This is a genomic window from Cupriavidus gilardii (genome assembly GCF_008801915.1).
Classification (GTDB): domain Bacteria; phylum Pseudomonadota; class Gammaproteobacteria; order Burkholderiales; family Burkholderiaceae; genus Cupriavidus; species Cupriavidus gilardii.
In genome coordinates this window covers 1-13,912 of the sequence record NZ_VZOV01000036.1, presented here as the reverse complement: position 1 = coordinate 13,912, position 13,912 = coordinate 1, and the positions used below count along the sequence as shown (strand labels likewise).

Sequence of the window (13,912 nt, the reverse complement as noted above, 5' to 3'; positions counted from 1 at the left end):
GCGCGGACGCGGCGGCGGCACGAGAACGGACGGCGCGTTTGCGTTGGGCCAAGGCGGAACTCGCGTCGGTCGGTAAGCGATGTGGACGAAGAAACGGAAGTCGAAATGACGGCGGCAAGAACGCGGCGACTCAGCGTCCGCCCTGCGCTTCCTGCTGCAGCAGCGCGCGCAGTTCGTCGAGCACCGGCGCGGTGTCCGGATGCACGCCGCGCCAGAGATAGAAGGCCTGCGCCGCCTGCTCGACCAGCATGCCGAGGCCGTCGGCGGTACGCGCGCCCTGCGCCGCCGCGTAGCGCAGGAACACGGTCGGCTCGGCGCCGTACATCATGTCGTAGGCCAGCACCCCCTCGCCGAGCAGCGCCTCGGGTACCGGCGGCACATCGCCCTGCAGGCTGCCGGCGGTCGCGTTGATCACGACCTCGCAGCCGTCATCTTCGGACAGCCCGGCCAGCGCATCGAAGCCGCCGCCCCACAGTTCGACGCCAGCCTCGCCGGCGGCTTCGGCGAAATTCTCCAGCATCTCGCTGGCGCGGTCGGCGGTGCGGTTGGCCACCACGATGCGGTCGGGCCGGCAATCGATCAGCGGCAGCATCGCCCCCATCGCCGCGCCGCCGGCGCCCAGCAGCAGGATGCGGCGGCCTTCGAGCTCGACGCCGAGGCGATCGACGATATCGCGCACCAGGCCCACGCCATCGGTGTTGTCCCCGTGCAGCAGGCCGTCCTCCATCCACAGCGTATTGACCGCGCCGGCGGCCTCGGCGCCGGGCGTCAGCCGGTCGGCCAGTTCGAAGGCCTGCACCTTGAACGGCGTCGTCACGTTCAGCCCCTGGCCGCCCTCGGCGAAGAACTGGCGCACGGTGTCGGCAAACCCGTCCAGCGGTGCCAGCAGGCGCTCGTAGCTGAGCGCCTGCGCGGTCTGGCGCGCGAAGGCCGCGTGGATCTGCGGCGAGCGGCTGTGCGCGATCGGATTGCCGACCACGGCATAGCGGTCCACGGCGAGGTCTGCGTTTGGCATCTGGGTAGGCGTAGTCATTTCAGTCTGCTGGCAAGGCGCGATCGGCCATGCTGTCCGCGATCGGCGTCATTTAGCGGGATTGCAGCCGGGTTTCCAGCCCGCTGCGCGAGAACTTGAACGTCGAAATCACTTCGAGAATATCGTAGCGGGCCCGCATCTCCGGCGAAAACTCGCCGAACGGCGCCGCGGCGCGCACGATGGCGATCGCCTGCCGGTCCAGCGCCGCGTTGCCCGAGCTCTTGACCAGCTCGACGCCGTCGACGCGATAGCCGCCGCGCTCGTAGCCGAGCCGGCCATGGCGGTCGACGTTGATCGCCACGATCAGCTCGCCGTACAGCGGCTGGCCGGCGCGGCGCGGAAAGTCCGCGGTGCCGCGCGCCTCGATCTTCCTGCGCAGGCGATCGTAGTAGCGGGCGTAGACGACCTGCTGGGCGCTGGTCGCGGTGATCTGGTGGCGCTTGGGCCGGCGCGCGTAGTGTTCCAGATTGCGGCCGATCTCGGCCTCCAGCCGCGCCATCTCGTCGAGAGAATCGTGTTCGTCCTGGCCGCGCGCCGGGGTATCGAGACGGCGCTCGCCCGGGCGCAGCGGCTGGCTGTGGACCGGCGGCGCGCTCTCGCGCAGCTGCGTCATCAGCCGCTGCTGGCGCGCTTCGAGCAGATCGACGCGGCGCTGCACCTGGCGCACCAGATCGCCGTCGCGCGGCACCGGCTGCGACGGCAGCGGGGTCGTGGCGCGCTGTTGCTGGTGGTCGCCGCCGCCGTCCAGATCTGCCTGGGCCAGCGCGGCGGGCTTGAGCGGCTGCTGGCCCGACTTGGCATTGACCAGCACCACGTCGAGCACGGTATCGCTGCGCTTGATCGCGAAGGCTTCCGGCGCGCCGAAGCGGACGGCCAGCAGCAGCGCATGGACGGCCAGCGAGATCGCGACGGCCCTGGCCATCGTGCTGCTGCCTTGCCACCACTGGCCGAAAGCGCGACGCAGGTTCACGGCGGGTCTGGCTCAGGAGGCAGCGCGGCCGCTGTCGGGACCGCTGTCGCCGACGCCGGTGCCGGGCGCCGCTTCGGCGCCGGCATCGGCACCGGCGCCGTCCAGCGTCTCGGGCACCGTCTCCGTACCCTGCTCGGCGGCCTCTTCCGCGGCCTGCTCGGCCGCCACCTCGGCCGCGGCTTCGGCGGAAACCTCCGCCGACTCCTCGTCGCCTTCGAGCTCTTCGGCGGGCAGCTCGCCCTCGCCGGCAAACACCTCCAGCACGCGGCAGCTGACTTCCAGCGTCAGCTCGTCGGTGCCGGCGATCTCCAGCAGCACCTGCGTGCCGCGCGCGGCCTGCGCGAGCTCGGGTACGCGCGTGACCAGCGGGATCTCCGCAAAGCGCACCGCGCCGTCCTTCAGCACGGTCGCCATCATGCGCTCGCGGTTCTCCTGCGCGAGCCAGCGCAGGCACCAGTAGCGCTCCATGGTCGACTGGTGCTCGGCATAGGCGGCATAGGTGCCCTCGAAATCCGCGACCGCGGCCAGCAGATCGGCGTCCTTGGGCTTGAACGGCGCCACCAGCTTGGCGGTCACGCCATGCTGTGCCGCCGCGATGATCTGCCATTGATTGACCAGATCGACGTAGCGGCGCAGCGGCGACGTGCTCCACGCATACTGCGCGACGCCCAGGCCTTCATGCGGGGCCGGATACGTCTGCATGCGGGTCCGGTGCATGCCCCAGGCCTTTTGCGTGCGGTAGATGCCCGGCACGCCGTGGTCGGCCAGCAGCTTGCCCCAGGTGCTGTTGGCCAGGATCATCAGCTCGGCGACGATCTTGTCCAGCGGCGAGCCGCGCTTGCGCTGCTCGATGCGTACGCGCTGGCTGCCGTCGTCCTGCTCGTCCAGATAGAAGCTGTAGTCCGCGCGGCTGTGCGATTCGGGCCGCAGGCCGCTGGCGACGCGCGCGCGCTGGCGTTCGTCGTACAGGAAATTGGCGAAGCCCCACAGCGCGGTCAGCGCTTCGCGGAACGGATAGTCGCCGGTGCCTTCGGTCAGCGCGGCCTCGGTCACCACCTCGTCGAGCAGGTTGTGGCGCAGGTTGGCGGCGATGCTGACCATCTCGGCGCGCGTCTCGCTGGCGAGAATCTGCTGCGCCGCGGGGTCGTAGATCACGTACAGCGACAGCGCCGGGCACTGCCGCCCTTCCTGCAGCGTATAGCGCTCGACCACCGCATCCGGCAGCATCGTGATCTTGTCGCCGGGGAAGTAGACCGTCGACAGCCGCTGCCGCGCGATCGCGTCGAGCGGATCGCCGCGGCGGATGCCCAGGCCCGGCGCCGCGATATGGATGCCGATGCGCAGGCGCCCCTCGTCCAGCGGCATCACCGACAGCGCGTCGTCGATTTCGGTGGTGGTGACATCGTCGATCGAGAACGCCTGGACCGGCGCCAGCGGCAACTCGCCCGCGGGCTCGGGCACCGTGACCTCCGGAAAGCCGGTGCCCCTGGGGAAGCATTCCGACAGGAAACGGGCCTCGTGCAGCGCGCGCGCGTTCGGCACACCGCCGACCTCGATCATCAGCCGCATCGGCGACTTGCCCAGCGCGGTGCAGGCGGCGTCGAGCGCCTTGTATTCGAGGCTGTTCTTGTCCGGCTTGAACAGCAGCGTCAGCACCTTGCCGCGGAACGCCTCGGGCAGCGTGCCCGCCTTCAGCTGCTGCTCGTACTCGGCCTGCACCAGCGCCTGCTGGCGCTTGCGCTCGAGCCCGGCCAGCGCCGCCTTCAACTGGTCCTCGGGCGCGCGCTGGTAGCGGCCGCGGCCCTTGCGGCGGAAGTAGACCGGATTGCCGTGCAGCGCCATCGCCAGCGCCGCCTGCTGCGCGGGGCTGGCCGACGCGCCGTAGTATTCGGCGGCCAGCTCGGTGAAGCCGAACTCCTGCTCGGGGGCGCATTCCCACAGGAAATCGAGATCGATGTCGCCGGTCAGCGCCGCGGTCTGCGACAGCAGCTCGGCCGCGCTCGGCTGCGCAAACTGCAGCAGCACGTCGCGCGACTTGACCTTGGTGCGCTTGCCCGCGGGCAATTCGACCTGATAGGCCTCGCCTTGCTGATTCAGCACGGTACCGGCGCGGATCTCGCCGCCTTCCTCGAACAACAACTGCATGGGATCGGGTCTTTCAGATATGCCGGAAACCGGGCGTCGGCGAGGCGCGCTGCCCGCCTCGGAAATGGATAAGCGTCACCGCCCGGCACGTGCCGGGCGGGGGAGTCGCCGGCCGCGCGCACGCGGCGGCGGCCGGTCGTCAATGATACCGTACCGGGCTCGCGCGGCCGCCTGCCCGGCCACGCAATAAAACGTGTCCGGCGGCGCCGGGCGAGCGACGCAGAATCGCGCCCTCAGATCGACATGCCGCCGCTGGCCTCGATCGCGGTGCCGTTGATATAGCTGGCGTCGTCGCTGGCAAGGAAGGCGTAGATGCTGGCGATCTCGTCGGGCTCGGCCAGCCGGCCCAGCCAGCAGGCCTGCTTCATGCCGTCGAGCACCTTGTCCGGCACCGTCTGCAGGATCTCGGTGGCGACGAAGCCCGGACACACCGCATTGACGCGCACGCCCTTGGGCCCGAGCTCGCGCGCCCAGGTCTTGGTGAAGCCGACCACGCCGAACTTGCTGGCCGCGTAATTGGTCTGGCCGAAATTGCCGTACAGGCCCACCACGCTGGAGGCGTTCAGGATCACGCCGCGGCCCTGCTCGATCATCGGACCGGCGACCGCCTGCGCGCAATGGAACACGCCCTTCAGGTTGACGTCGATCACCGCGTCGAACTGGGCCTCGGTCATCTTGACCAGCCGCGCGTCCTTGGTGATGCCGGCATTGTTGACCAGGATGTCGATCCGCCCGTGCTCGGCCAGCGTCGCCGCGACCATCGCGTCGACCTGCTCGCGCTGCGTCACGTCGACCCGGTGCGCGCGCACGGTGGCACCGCCGGCGGCCAACTGCGCGGCGGCCTGCTGGACGCGTTCGGCGTTGACGTCGCACAGGATCACGATGGCGCCCTCGGCGGCGAAGCGCCGCGCGGTCGCAAAGCCGATACCGGCGGCGGCGCCGGTGACGATGGCAATCCGTCCCTGTAGTTTCATCGTTGTGTTCTCGTGGTAGTGGGGTTGGCTGTCGTTATCGATTTGTGGGAGCGCCGGCCGGGCCGACGGGCCGGTGCGCCGCCGGGGTCTACCGCGGCGGACGCATCGGTACCGGCATGCCGGTCGGGGTGCGCGGCGCGGGCCGCGTGGCAAGGTCCGGCAGGAACACCTCGGTCACCAGCATCACGCCGGCGCCGCGCCGGAACACCGAACGCCGCGCCGGCAGCATCATCGCCGCCAGCTCTTCGCCGAACCCGGGCAGCGCGCGGCGCAGCCGCTGCGCCAGCGGATGATGCGGCAGCAGGCGGGCGAATTCGAACGGATCGCGGCGCACGCGCGGATCGACGAACAGCGCGCCGCCCAGCGGCCGGTCGCCCAGTCCGCCAAGAAACGGCCAGTCGCGGCGCGCATGGCGCGGATGGACGATGGTGTGGCCGAACACGGCCGGCGTGTTGTCGCAGACCAGCAGCACGTCGCGGGCGATCACCGGCAGCGGCGCGCCCAGCCCTAGCGTGTGCCACTCGTCGGCCAGCGGGCGCTCCATCCGCTGCGACAGCTTGCTGACGCGAAAGCGCGACGAGGCGGTGATCAGCCGCGCGGTCAGCGAGCCTTCGCCGGTGATCCAGCGGCGCAGGTTGGCCCCCAGCGCCGCGTCGAACGGCAGGTGCCCGCTCCAGGCACAGCGGCGCACGCGCGCCGCGCGGGCGTCAGGCATTGCCACCTTCCTTGTTGCCGTCCTTGTTGCCGTCCTTGTTGCCGTCCTTGTTGCCGTCCTTGTTGCCGTCCTTGTTGCCCTCCTTGTGGTCGTCCGTGTGGTCGTCCCTGGCGCCGCTGTCGTCGCGCCCTTCCCCGGCGGTGCCGTAGCCGCAGAAGTCCAGCACCTCGTCGACATAGTCGGCGAACTCGCTGATGCCGTGGTCGCTGCCCTCGATCACGCGGATGCGCGCGCCCGGGCAGGACGCCACCATCTCGCGGTAGTCCAGCACCTCGTCGCCGGTGGCCGCCAGCAGATAGAAGCGCTCCGGGTGGCGCAGTGTGTCGACGCGCAGATCGAGCAGTTCCTGCAGATGATGGCGCTCGACCTTGACGGAGCCGCCGCCATGCCACAGCGGCTGCTCGCCGAGATGGCGTTCGAGATCGGTCCACGGATGCACGGCCGGGTTCAGCAGCACTGTGGGGCAGCCGTGCCGCTCGCCGAGCCAGCGTGCGTAGTACCCGCCGAGCGAGGAGCCGACGATGGCCAGGGGCCGATCGCTGGAAGACGAGAGCCGCGCCGCGGCGATCGCGGCCTCGGCCTGCTCGATCGCACGCGCCGGCGACACGTCCAGCATCGGGCAGGCGTAGTAGCGCCCAAGGCCGCGTTCGCGCAGGCGCTGCTGCACCAGTTGCGCCTTGAACGAGCGCGGCGACGAACGGAATCCGTGCAGATACAACAGCATCGGCGCCGCTCCGCTCAACCCCGGGCCTGCGCCGCCAGCGCGTCCAGCAGCTTCTGATGGACGCCGCCGAAGCCGCCGTTGCTCATCACCAGCACATGGTCGCCCGGCCGCGCGGCGGCGCGCACCGCCGCGACCAGCGCGTCCAGGTTGTCGAACGCCGCGGCGCGCTCGCCCAGCGGCGCCAGCGACTCGGCCAGGTCCCAGCCCAGCGCGTCCTTGCCGCTGGGCGCGCCATAGCCGAACACCAGGTCGGCCAGCTCCAGGCTGGCGGGCAGCTGCGCCTTCATCACGCCAAGCTTCATCGTATTGGAGCGCGGCTCCAGCACCGCCAGGATGCGCGACGCGCCGACGCGACGGCGCAGGCCGTCGAGCGTGGTCTGGATCGCGGTCGGATGGTGGGCAAAGTCGTCGTAGACGGTGACGCCGCCGGCCACGCCGCGCACTTCCATGCGGCGCTTGACGTTGGCGAAGCGGCCCAGCGCGTCGATCGCCTGAGCCGGCGGCACGCCGACATGGCGAGCGGCGGCGATCGCGGCCAGCGCGTTCATGCGGTTGTGCACGCCCTGCAGCGTCCATTGCACGCGGCCGACCACCGTCTCGCCGTGCCACACATCGAAGGCGTCCAGCGCGGGATCGGCCCCGGCGGCCTCGGCCGCATCGCTGGCGCGCCAGTCGCCGGTGCCGAACTGCTCGACCTCGCTCCAGCAGCCGCGCTCGAGCACGCGCGCCAGGCTCTCCTCGAGGCCGTTGACCAGCAGCCGGCCCTGGCTCGGGACGGTGCGCACCAGATGATGGAACTGCGTCTCGATCGCGGCGAGATCGGGGAAGATGTCGGCGTGATCGAACTCCAGGTTATTGAGGATCGCGGTGCGCGGCCGGTAGTGGACGAACTTGCTGCGCTTGTCGAAGAAGGCGGTGTCGTACTCGTCGGCCTCGATCACGAAGAAGTCCGACGGCGTGACCCGCGCCGATACGCCGAAGTTCTGCGGCACGCCGCCGACCAGAAAGCCCGGCTCGTAGCCGGCATCCTGCAGGATCCAGGCGAGCATCGAGGTCGTCGTGGTCTTGCCGTGCGTACCCGCGACCGCGAGCACCCACTTGCCGCGCAGCACGTGTTCGCCGAGCCATTGCGGGCCGGACACATAGGGCAGGTTGCGGTCCAGGATCGCTTCCATCAGCGGATTGCCGCGCGAGACCACGTTGCCGATCACGAACAGGTCAGGCTCCAGCGACAGCTGGGCCGGATCGAAGCCTTCGATCAGTTCGATCCCCTGGGCCTCGAGCTGCGTGCTCATCGGCGGATAGACATTGGCGTCGCAGCCGGTGACGCGATGGCCGGCCTGCTTGGCCAGCACGGCAAGGCCGCCCATGAAGGTGCCGCAGATACCGAGGATATGAATATGCATGGGGATCGGTGAACAGCCGGATGGAAAGCGAGGGTTGATGGCGCGAGCCCGCGGCGAAGGTCGCTGCGGGCTTGACGGTGGCGCGACGGTAGCTTGACTGTGGCGCGTCGGCGGGCGGCGATGGCCGGCGTCGATGGCGCACTGGACAGGGACATCGGCGCGACCGCACCGTGCCGCAGTGCCGCATTGTACCGTGCGAGCCGAGGCTCGGCGGCAGCGGGTATCATCGTGGGATGTCACGACGTACCCCCATCGATCCGGCGCGTCTGCGCAACGAGATCGCGCAAGCCGCTGCCCGGATGATCGCCGAGGATGGCGCCGATTACGCCACCGCCAAGCGCAAGGCCGCCCGCCAGTTGCTTGGCGACGTGCGCATCGCCGGCGACTGGCTGCCAGACAACGAGATGGTCGAGGACGAGGTCCGCGCCTATCAGGCGCTGTTCCATGCCGACAGCCAGCCGCGCATCCTCGCCCTGCTGCGCCGCGTGGCGCTGCTGGCGATGCAGGATCTGGCCGGCTTCCGCCCGTATCTGGCCGGCGCCGTGCTCAACGGCACCGCGACCGAGCATTCCGATATCCATCTGCAGTGCTTCTGCGACAGCCCCAAGGATGTCGCCCTGCATCTGCTCAATGCCGGTGTCGACTTCGAAACCAGCGAGACGCGGCACTTCGCCAACAAGGGCGAGGTCGAGACGCTGAGCTTCCTGTGGCGCGGCCAGTGGCCGGCGCAGCGCGAGGCGCGCCTGCTGGCCGGCGAGGTCCGCGCCGAACTGGGCGCGCCGGTCGGCATCCATATCGCGCTGTACGACGCCAACGACGAACGCGGCGCGCGCGGCGAGGCCGGCGGCCGGCCGCTGCGGATCGACGAGGACGCCTTGCGCACGTTGATCGCGGCGGACGAGGCGGCCGCGGACGACCGGGCAGCCAACGGCGACGCCATCTAAATAAGTAGAACGGGCGCCGCGGTCGCAGCCAACCGGCGCCAACATTCCTCTTTCCTGCTCGAGGCCATCATGAACGCCGATTCCCCCACGTCCTCCGCCCCGCCCTCGCCGCCGAAACCGGCACGGCGCGGCCGGGTGCTGTTCTGGCTGGCGATTGCGGTTGCCGCCGCGATCGCCGGCGCGGTGGTCGGTAACCGGGTCTTCTCGCCGCAGCCGGCCAGCGACCAGGCCGTCGAGGCGCTGTACCGCATCGAACTGCCCGACGCGGACGGCAAGCCGATCCGGATGGATACGCTGCGGGGCAAGACCGTGGTCGTCAACTTCTGGGCGCCCTGGTGCGGACCCTGTGTCGAAGAAATGCCGGACCTGACCGCGCTGCACCAGGAATACCAGTCCCGCGGCGTCGAATTTGTCGGCATCGGCATCGATTCGGCCAGCAATATCCGCGAGTTCGTCCAGAAGGTGCCGGTTGCCTATCCGTTGGCGGTGGCCGGATTCGCCGGCACGGAACTGACGCGCAGCTTCGGCAATGCGGCGGGCGGGCTGCCCTATACAGTCGTGATCGATGCCGAGGGGGTCGTGCGGCTGCGCAAGATGGGGCGCGTGATGCCCGACGAGCTGCGCGCCGTGCTGCCCAGGGGATAATGGCCTCGGCTGCCGGCGGGGTGCTGCCGGCGTGGTTTTGCCGCCTTCTGGCGCGAACCGGTCCGCAATTGCGGCGAAATCGCGCAACCCGTGGCAATTACCGGGTCGAGCCCATTCCAATGCGATGCATCGTGCCTCTCCAAGGCGGGATTCGCGGATCCGCCCTGTACCGTGTGCTAGACAAATCCCTCTAAGCTACGGTAATCTCCGCGCAATTTCGTAGAACTGGTCGAGCTGCCGTGACCGATATCCGTCCAAGCCCTAGCGCCGCCCGCTGCCGTCAGGTGCTGGTCCTCCATGGACCCAACCTGAACCTGCTGGGCACGCGGGAGCCGCAGACGTATGGCACGACCACGCTGGCCGACATCGATGCCGCCCTTGGGCAGCGCGCCGCCGCCGCGGGCATCGGACTGGCGACGTTCCAGTCCAACCACGAAGGGGCGCTGATCGACCGTATCCATGCCGCGCGCGAGCAAGGCGTGGATTTCATCATCATCAATCCCGCCGCCTACACGCATACCAGCGTGGCGTTGCGCGACGCGCTGGCGGGCGTGTCGATCCCGTTCGTCGAAGTACACCTGTCGAATGTGCATCGCCGCGAGAGCTTCCGCCACCGATCCTATTTTTCCGATCTGGCGGTCGGCGTGATCTGCGGGCTCGGTTGGCAGGGCTACCTGCTGGCGCTGGACTATGCCCTCGGGCAGGAACAGGCGCCGCCCGGGGCCTGACCCCGCGTCGTCAGAAACAGACACAGTACCCTTGGCGCGCGCCGGTGTGCGCGCCCTCGCCGGCTGCCTCGCGCGCCCGGCGCGGCGGCGCGATTGCCGGCCGCAACGATTTCTCCGGGCGCCGCCGCCATCGCGGGCGGTTCCGGACAACCCGATTCAGGAGGATAGAAGATGGACCTGCGCAAGCTGAAGACGCTGATCGACCTGGTGGCCGAATCCCGCATCTCCGAGCTGGAGGTCACCGAGGGCGAAGGCAAGGTGCGCATCGTCAAGGCGCCGCCCCAGGTGATGGCCCAGCCGATGCCGATGCAGGCCGCCGCTCCGGCGATCGCGGCCGCGCCGGCTCCGGCCGCCGCGCCTGCCGCGATCCCCGCCGAACCGGCCGCGCCCCAGCTGCCCCAGGGCCACGTCGTGACCTCGCCGATGGTCGGCACCTTCTATCGCGCGCCATCGCCGGGCGCGGCGCCCTTCGTCAACGTCGGCGACACGGTCAAGGAAGGCCAGACCGTCTGCATCATCGAGGCGATGAAGCTGCTCAACGAGATCGAGTCCGACAAGGCCGGCGTGATCAAGGAAATCCTGGTCGAGAACGGCCAGGCGGTCGAATACGGCCAGCCGCTGTTCGTCATCGGCTGATACTGAGGACGGCACGCCCGGCCCCATGCGCTGCTCACGCCCGCACCATGCGGGCGTTTCGCGTGGCGGCATGCGGCGCCGGCCGCCGGTCGACGACGCGGCGTCCGTTGCGCGCCCCTCCGGCGTGACCGCCCTTTCCGCTGCGCAGAGAGAGACTATGTTCGAAAAGATACTGATCGCGAACCGAGGCGAAATCGCCCTTCGCATCCAGCGCGCCTGCCGCGAGCTCGGCATCAAGACCGTGGTGGTCTATTCCGAAGCCGACAAGGAGGCCAAGTACGTCAAGCTGGCCGACGAAGCGGTCTGCATCGGCCCGGCCCCCTCCCCGCAGTCCTACCTCAACATGCCCGCCATCATCTCGGCGGCCGAGGTCACCGACGCACAGGCGATCCACCCGGGCTACGGCTTCCTGTCGGAAAACGCCGACTTCGCCGAGCGCGTGGAAAAGTCCGGCTTCGTCTTCATCGGCCCGACCCCGGAATGCATCCGGCTGATGGGCGACAAGGTGTCGGCCAAGCAGGCGATGATCAAGTCCGGCGTGCCGTGCGTGCCGGGCTCCGAGGGCGCGCTGCCCGAGGACCCGAAGGAGATCCTGGCCACCGCGCGACGGGTCGGCTATCCGGTCATCATCAAGGCGGCCGGCGGCGGCGGTGGACGCGGCATGCGCGTGGTGCACACCGAGGCCGCGCTGCTGAACGCCGTCAACATGACACGCGAGGAAGCAGGCCGCGCGTTCGGCAATCCGGAGGTCTACATGGAGAAATTCCTGGAGAACCCCCGGCATATCGAGATCCAGGTGCTGGCCGACCAGCATCGCCAGGCGATCTGGCTGGGCGAGCGCGACTGCTCGATGCAGCGCCGCCACCAGAAGGTCATCGAGGAAGCGCCGGCACCGCACATTCCGCGCCGCCTGATCGAGCGGATCGGCGACCGCTGCGCCGAGGCCTGCAAGAAGATCGGCTATCGCGGCGCCGGCACGTTCGAGTTCCTGTACGAGAACAACGAGTTCTACTTCATCGAGATGAACACGCGGGTGCAGGTCGAGCACCCGGTGACCGAGATGATCACCGGCATCGACATCGTGCAGGAGCAGATCCGCATCGCGTTCGGCGAGAAGCTGCGCTATCGCCAGAAGGACGTGCAGTTCCGCGGCCACGCGATCGAATGCCGCGTGAACGCCGAGGATCCGTTCAAGTTCACGCCGTCGCCGGGCCGCATCACCGCCTGGCACGCGCCGGGCGGCCCCGGCGTGCGGGTCGATTCGCACGCGTATGATGGCTATTTCGTGCCGCCGCACTACGATTCGATGATCGGCAAGCTGATCACCTACGGCGCCACCCGCGAGCAGGCCATCGCCCGCATGCGGATCGCGCTGTCGGAGATGGTGGTCGACGGCATCCAGACCAATGTGCCGCTGCACCGCGAGCTGATGCTCGACGCCAACTTCGTCGAAGGCGGCACCAGCATCCATTATCTGGAGCACCGCCTGGCGCAGAAGAGCGTGGCCAAGGGCGAGAAGGTCTGAGAAGGCCCGGGGGCAGTTCCGGACAGCAGCGGCAGCAACGGCAGTTTGACGGCCGCCCCGCCCACCACGGCAGGCGGCCAGCATGGGGAAAGCGCGTGGCATTTCAGGAATGTGTAATCGAGATTGCCCAGGATCAGGCCGAGGCCTGGTCCGACGCGCTGTTCGAGCTCGGAGCGTTGTCGGTTTCGGTCGAGGACGCGGACGCCGACACGCCCGATGAGCAGCCGCTGTTCGGCGAGCCGGGCATGGAACCGACCCGGCTGGCATGGCAGCACTCGCGGCTGGTCGCGCTGTTCGATCAGGACACCGACCCGGCGCTGGTACTCGCCGCCGCGGCCAACGCGCTGGGCTGCGCGGTCCCCGCCAGCGAAGTGCGCAGCGTCGAGGACCAGGACTGGGTGCGGCTGACGCAGTCGCAGTTCGAACCGATCCGGATCGGCGAGCGCATCTGGGTGGTGCCGTCCTGGCACGATGCGCCCGACCCCGATGCCGTCGTGCTGGAGCTCGATCCGGGCCTCGCCTTCGGCACCGGCAGCCATCCGACCACGCGGTTGTGCATGCAGTGGCTGGAGCAGAACCTGAGGACGGGCGAGACCGTGCTCGACTATGGCTGCGGCTCCGGCATCCTGGCCATCGTCGCCAGGAAGCTCGGCGCCGGCGACACGCTGGGCGTCGATATCGATCCGAACGCGGTCGAAGCCTCGCGCTACAACGCCGAACGCAACCGCGTCAGCGCGACCTTCGCGCTGCCCGACGAGGCCGCGGCACTGGCCGCCTCCACCGGCACCGCGACCTACGACCTGGTGGTCGCCAATATCCTGTCCAACCCGCTGAAGCTGATGGCCGCGATGCTGAGCGCACGCGTACGGCCGGGCGGCCGGCTGGTGCTGTCGGGCGTGCTCGAACGGCAGGCCGACGAGGTCGCGGCCGCCTATGCGCCGTGGCTGCCGCTGACCGTCTGGCGCAGCGACGAAGGCTGGGTCTGTCTGCATGGCACCCGCGCCTGACGCCGGCCATCCCGAACCTCCCGAAGACGCCCGGCGCGAGGCCGGGCCGCAGCGTGCCGGCCGCGATGCCGGCACGGACACCGGCAGCGATGCCAGCCCCGCCGCAAACGCCGGCACCGGTAGCCGCACCGGCAACAAACGCAGCCTGAGCGCCGGCGGCTATCTGCGCGCACGGGCCGTCGAATCCAACGAGATCGCGCCGAGCGCGATCGCACGCGAACAGGCGATGCGCCGCTGGCAAGGCGGCGCCGCGCCCGACACCGTCCCCTTCTCCGCCGACCTGTCCGGCACGCCCGAAGAGGCTGCATTGGCGGCACGGCGTGCGGCCGCGCGCCGCCGTCGGCTGCGCTGGGCCATCGGCGCCGCGGCGCTGGCCACGCTGCTTGCGCTGCTTGCCGCCGCGCTGCTGTGGCGCACCGAGCTGGCGGCGCGCGCACCCGCACTGCGGCCGTGGCTCGAG

The 13,912-nt window shown here is 69.8% G+C and carries 12 protein-coding genes and 2 pseudogenes; 7 read left to right on the top strand and 7 right to left on the bottom strand.

The window, feature by feature from the left end:
- Positions 1 to 130 precede the first annotated feature (130 nt).
- The 7 genes and pseudogenes from aroE to mpl form a co-directional block, all read right to left on the bottom strand.
- On the bottom strand, positions 131 to 1,015 hold the full coding sequence (gene aroE, locus F7Q96_RS24605; protein WP_082371548.1) for a shikimate dehydrogenase: 885 nt from the start codon (positions 1,013 to 1,015) through the stop codon (positions 131 to 133).
- A gap of 70 nt (positions 1,016 to 1,085) precedes the next feature.
- Positions 1,086 to 1,955 (bottom strand): energy transducer TonB, encoded by an 870-nt coding sequence (locus F7Q96_RS24600; RefSeq protein ID WP_053822519.1) that lies wholly within the window; start codon positions 1,953 to 1,955, stop codon positions 1,086 to 1,088.
- A gap of 60 nt (positions 1,956 to 2,015) precedes the next feature.
- The gene (locus F7Q96_RS24595; protein WP_053822520.1) at positions 2,016 to 4,148 is read right to left on the bottom strand and encodes a ribonuclease catalytic domain-containing protein; all 2,133 of its coding nucleotides are present in this window, start codon (positions 4,146 to 4,148) and stop codon (positions 2,016 to 2,018) included.
- Between the two features lie 233 nt (positions 4,149 to 4,381).
- Positions 4,382 to 5,122 carry a 3-oxoacyl-ACP reductase FabG gene (fabG, locus tag F7Q96_RS24590; RefSeq protein ID WP_053822521.1) on the bottom strand — a complete coding sequence of 247 codons (741 nt, stop codon included), beginning with the start codon at positions 5,120 to 5,122 and terminating at the stop codon, positions 4,382 to 4,384.
- An 88-nt stretch (positions 5,123 to 5,210) separates the two neighbouring features.
- The gene (locus F7Q96_RS24585; RefSeq protein WP_053822522.1) at positions 5,211 to 5,837 is read right to left on the bottom strand and encodes a chorismate--pyruvate lyase family protein; all 627 of its coding nucleotides are present in this window, start codon (positions 5,835 to 5,837) and stop codon (positions 5,211 to 5,213) included.
- Positions 5,838 to 5,967: 130 nt separating this feature from the next.
- A pseudogene (locus F7Q96_RS24580) lies at positions 5,968 to 6,561 on the bottom strand (YqiA/YcfP family alpha/beta fold hydrolase); the annotation flags it as partial.
- Between the two features lie 14 nt (positions 6,562 to 6,575).
- Positions 6,576 to 7,967: a UDP-N-acetylmuramate:L-alanyl-gamma-D-glutamyl-meso-diaminopimelate ligase gene (gene mpl, locus F7Q96_RS24575; RefSeq protein ID WP_053822523.1), complete on the bottom strand. Its 1,392-nt coding sequence runs from the start codon at positions 7,965 to 7,967 to the stop codon at positions 6,576 to 6,578.
- A 233-nt stretch (positions 7,968 to 8,200) separates the two neighbouring features.
- On the opposite strand from mpl, the gene F7Q96_RS24570 reads away from it, so the two are divergent.
- The 7 genes and pseudogenes from F7Q96_RS24570 to F7Q96_RS24540 form a co-directional block, all read left to right on the top strand.
- Positions 8,201 to 8,911, top strand: coding sequence for a hypothetical protein (locus F7Q96_RS24570; protein ID WP_053822524.1), 711 nt, complete (start codon positions 8,201 to 8,203; stop codon positions 8,909 to 8,911).
- A gap of 69 nt (positions 8,912 to 8,980) precedes the next feature.
- Positions 8,981 to 9,556 carry a TlpA family protein disulfide reductase gene (locus tag F7Q96_RS24565; protein ID WP_053822525.1) on the top strand — a complete coding sequence of 192 codons (576 nt, stop codon included), beginning with the start codon at positions 8,981 to 8,983 and terminating at the stop codon, positions 9,554 to 9,556.
- A gap of 248 nt (positions 9,557 to 9,804) precedes the next feature.
- Complete coding sequence (gene aroQ, locus F7Q96_RS24560) at positions 9,805 to 10,284, top strand: type II 3-dehydroquinate dehydratase (RefSeq protein WP_226994913.1); 480 nt, start codon at positions 9,805 to 9,807, stop codon at positions 10,282 to 10,284.
- Between the two features lie 171 nt (positions 10,285 to 10,455).
- Positions 10,456 to 10,920, top strand: a complete 465-nt coding sequence (gene accB, locus F7Q96_RS24555) for an acetyl-CoA carboxylase biotin carboxyl carrier protein (protein WP_151023455.1) — start codon at positions 10,456 to 10,458, stop codon at positions 10,918 to 10,920.
- Between the two features lie 157 nt (positions 10,921 to 11,077).
- A complete protein-coding gene (accC, locus tag F7Q96_RS24550; RefSeq protein ID WP_151023453.1) occupies positions 11,078 to 12,445 on the top strand; it encodes an acetyl-CoA carboxylase biotin carboxylase subunit in 1,368 nt (455 codons plus the stop codon).
- 95 nt (positions 12,446 to 12,540) lie between these two features.
- Positions 12,541 to 13,452, top strand: coding sequence for a 50S ribosomal protein L11 methyltransferase (gene prmA, locus F7Q96_RS24545; protein WP_053822528.1), 912 nt, complete (start codon positions 12,541 to 12,543; stop codon positions 13,450 to 13,452).
- A pseudogene (locus F7Q96_RS24540) lies at positions 13,436 to 13,912 on the top strand (hypothetical protein); the annotation flags it as partial. The gene prmA and the pseudogene F7Q96_RS24540, both read left to right, overlap by 17 nt.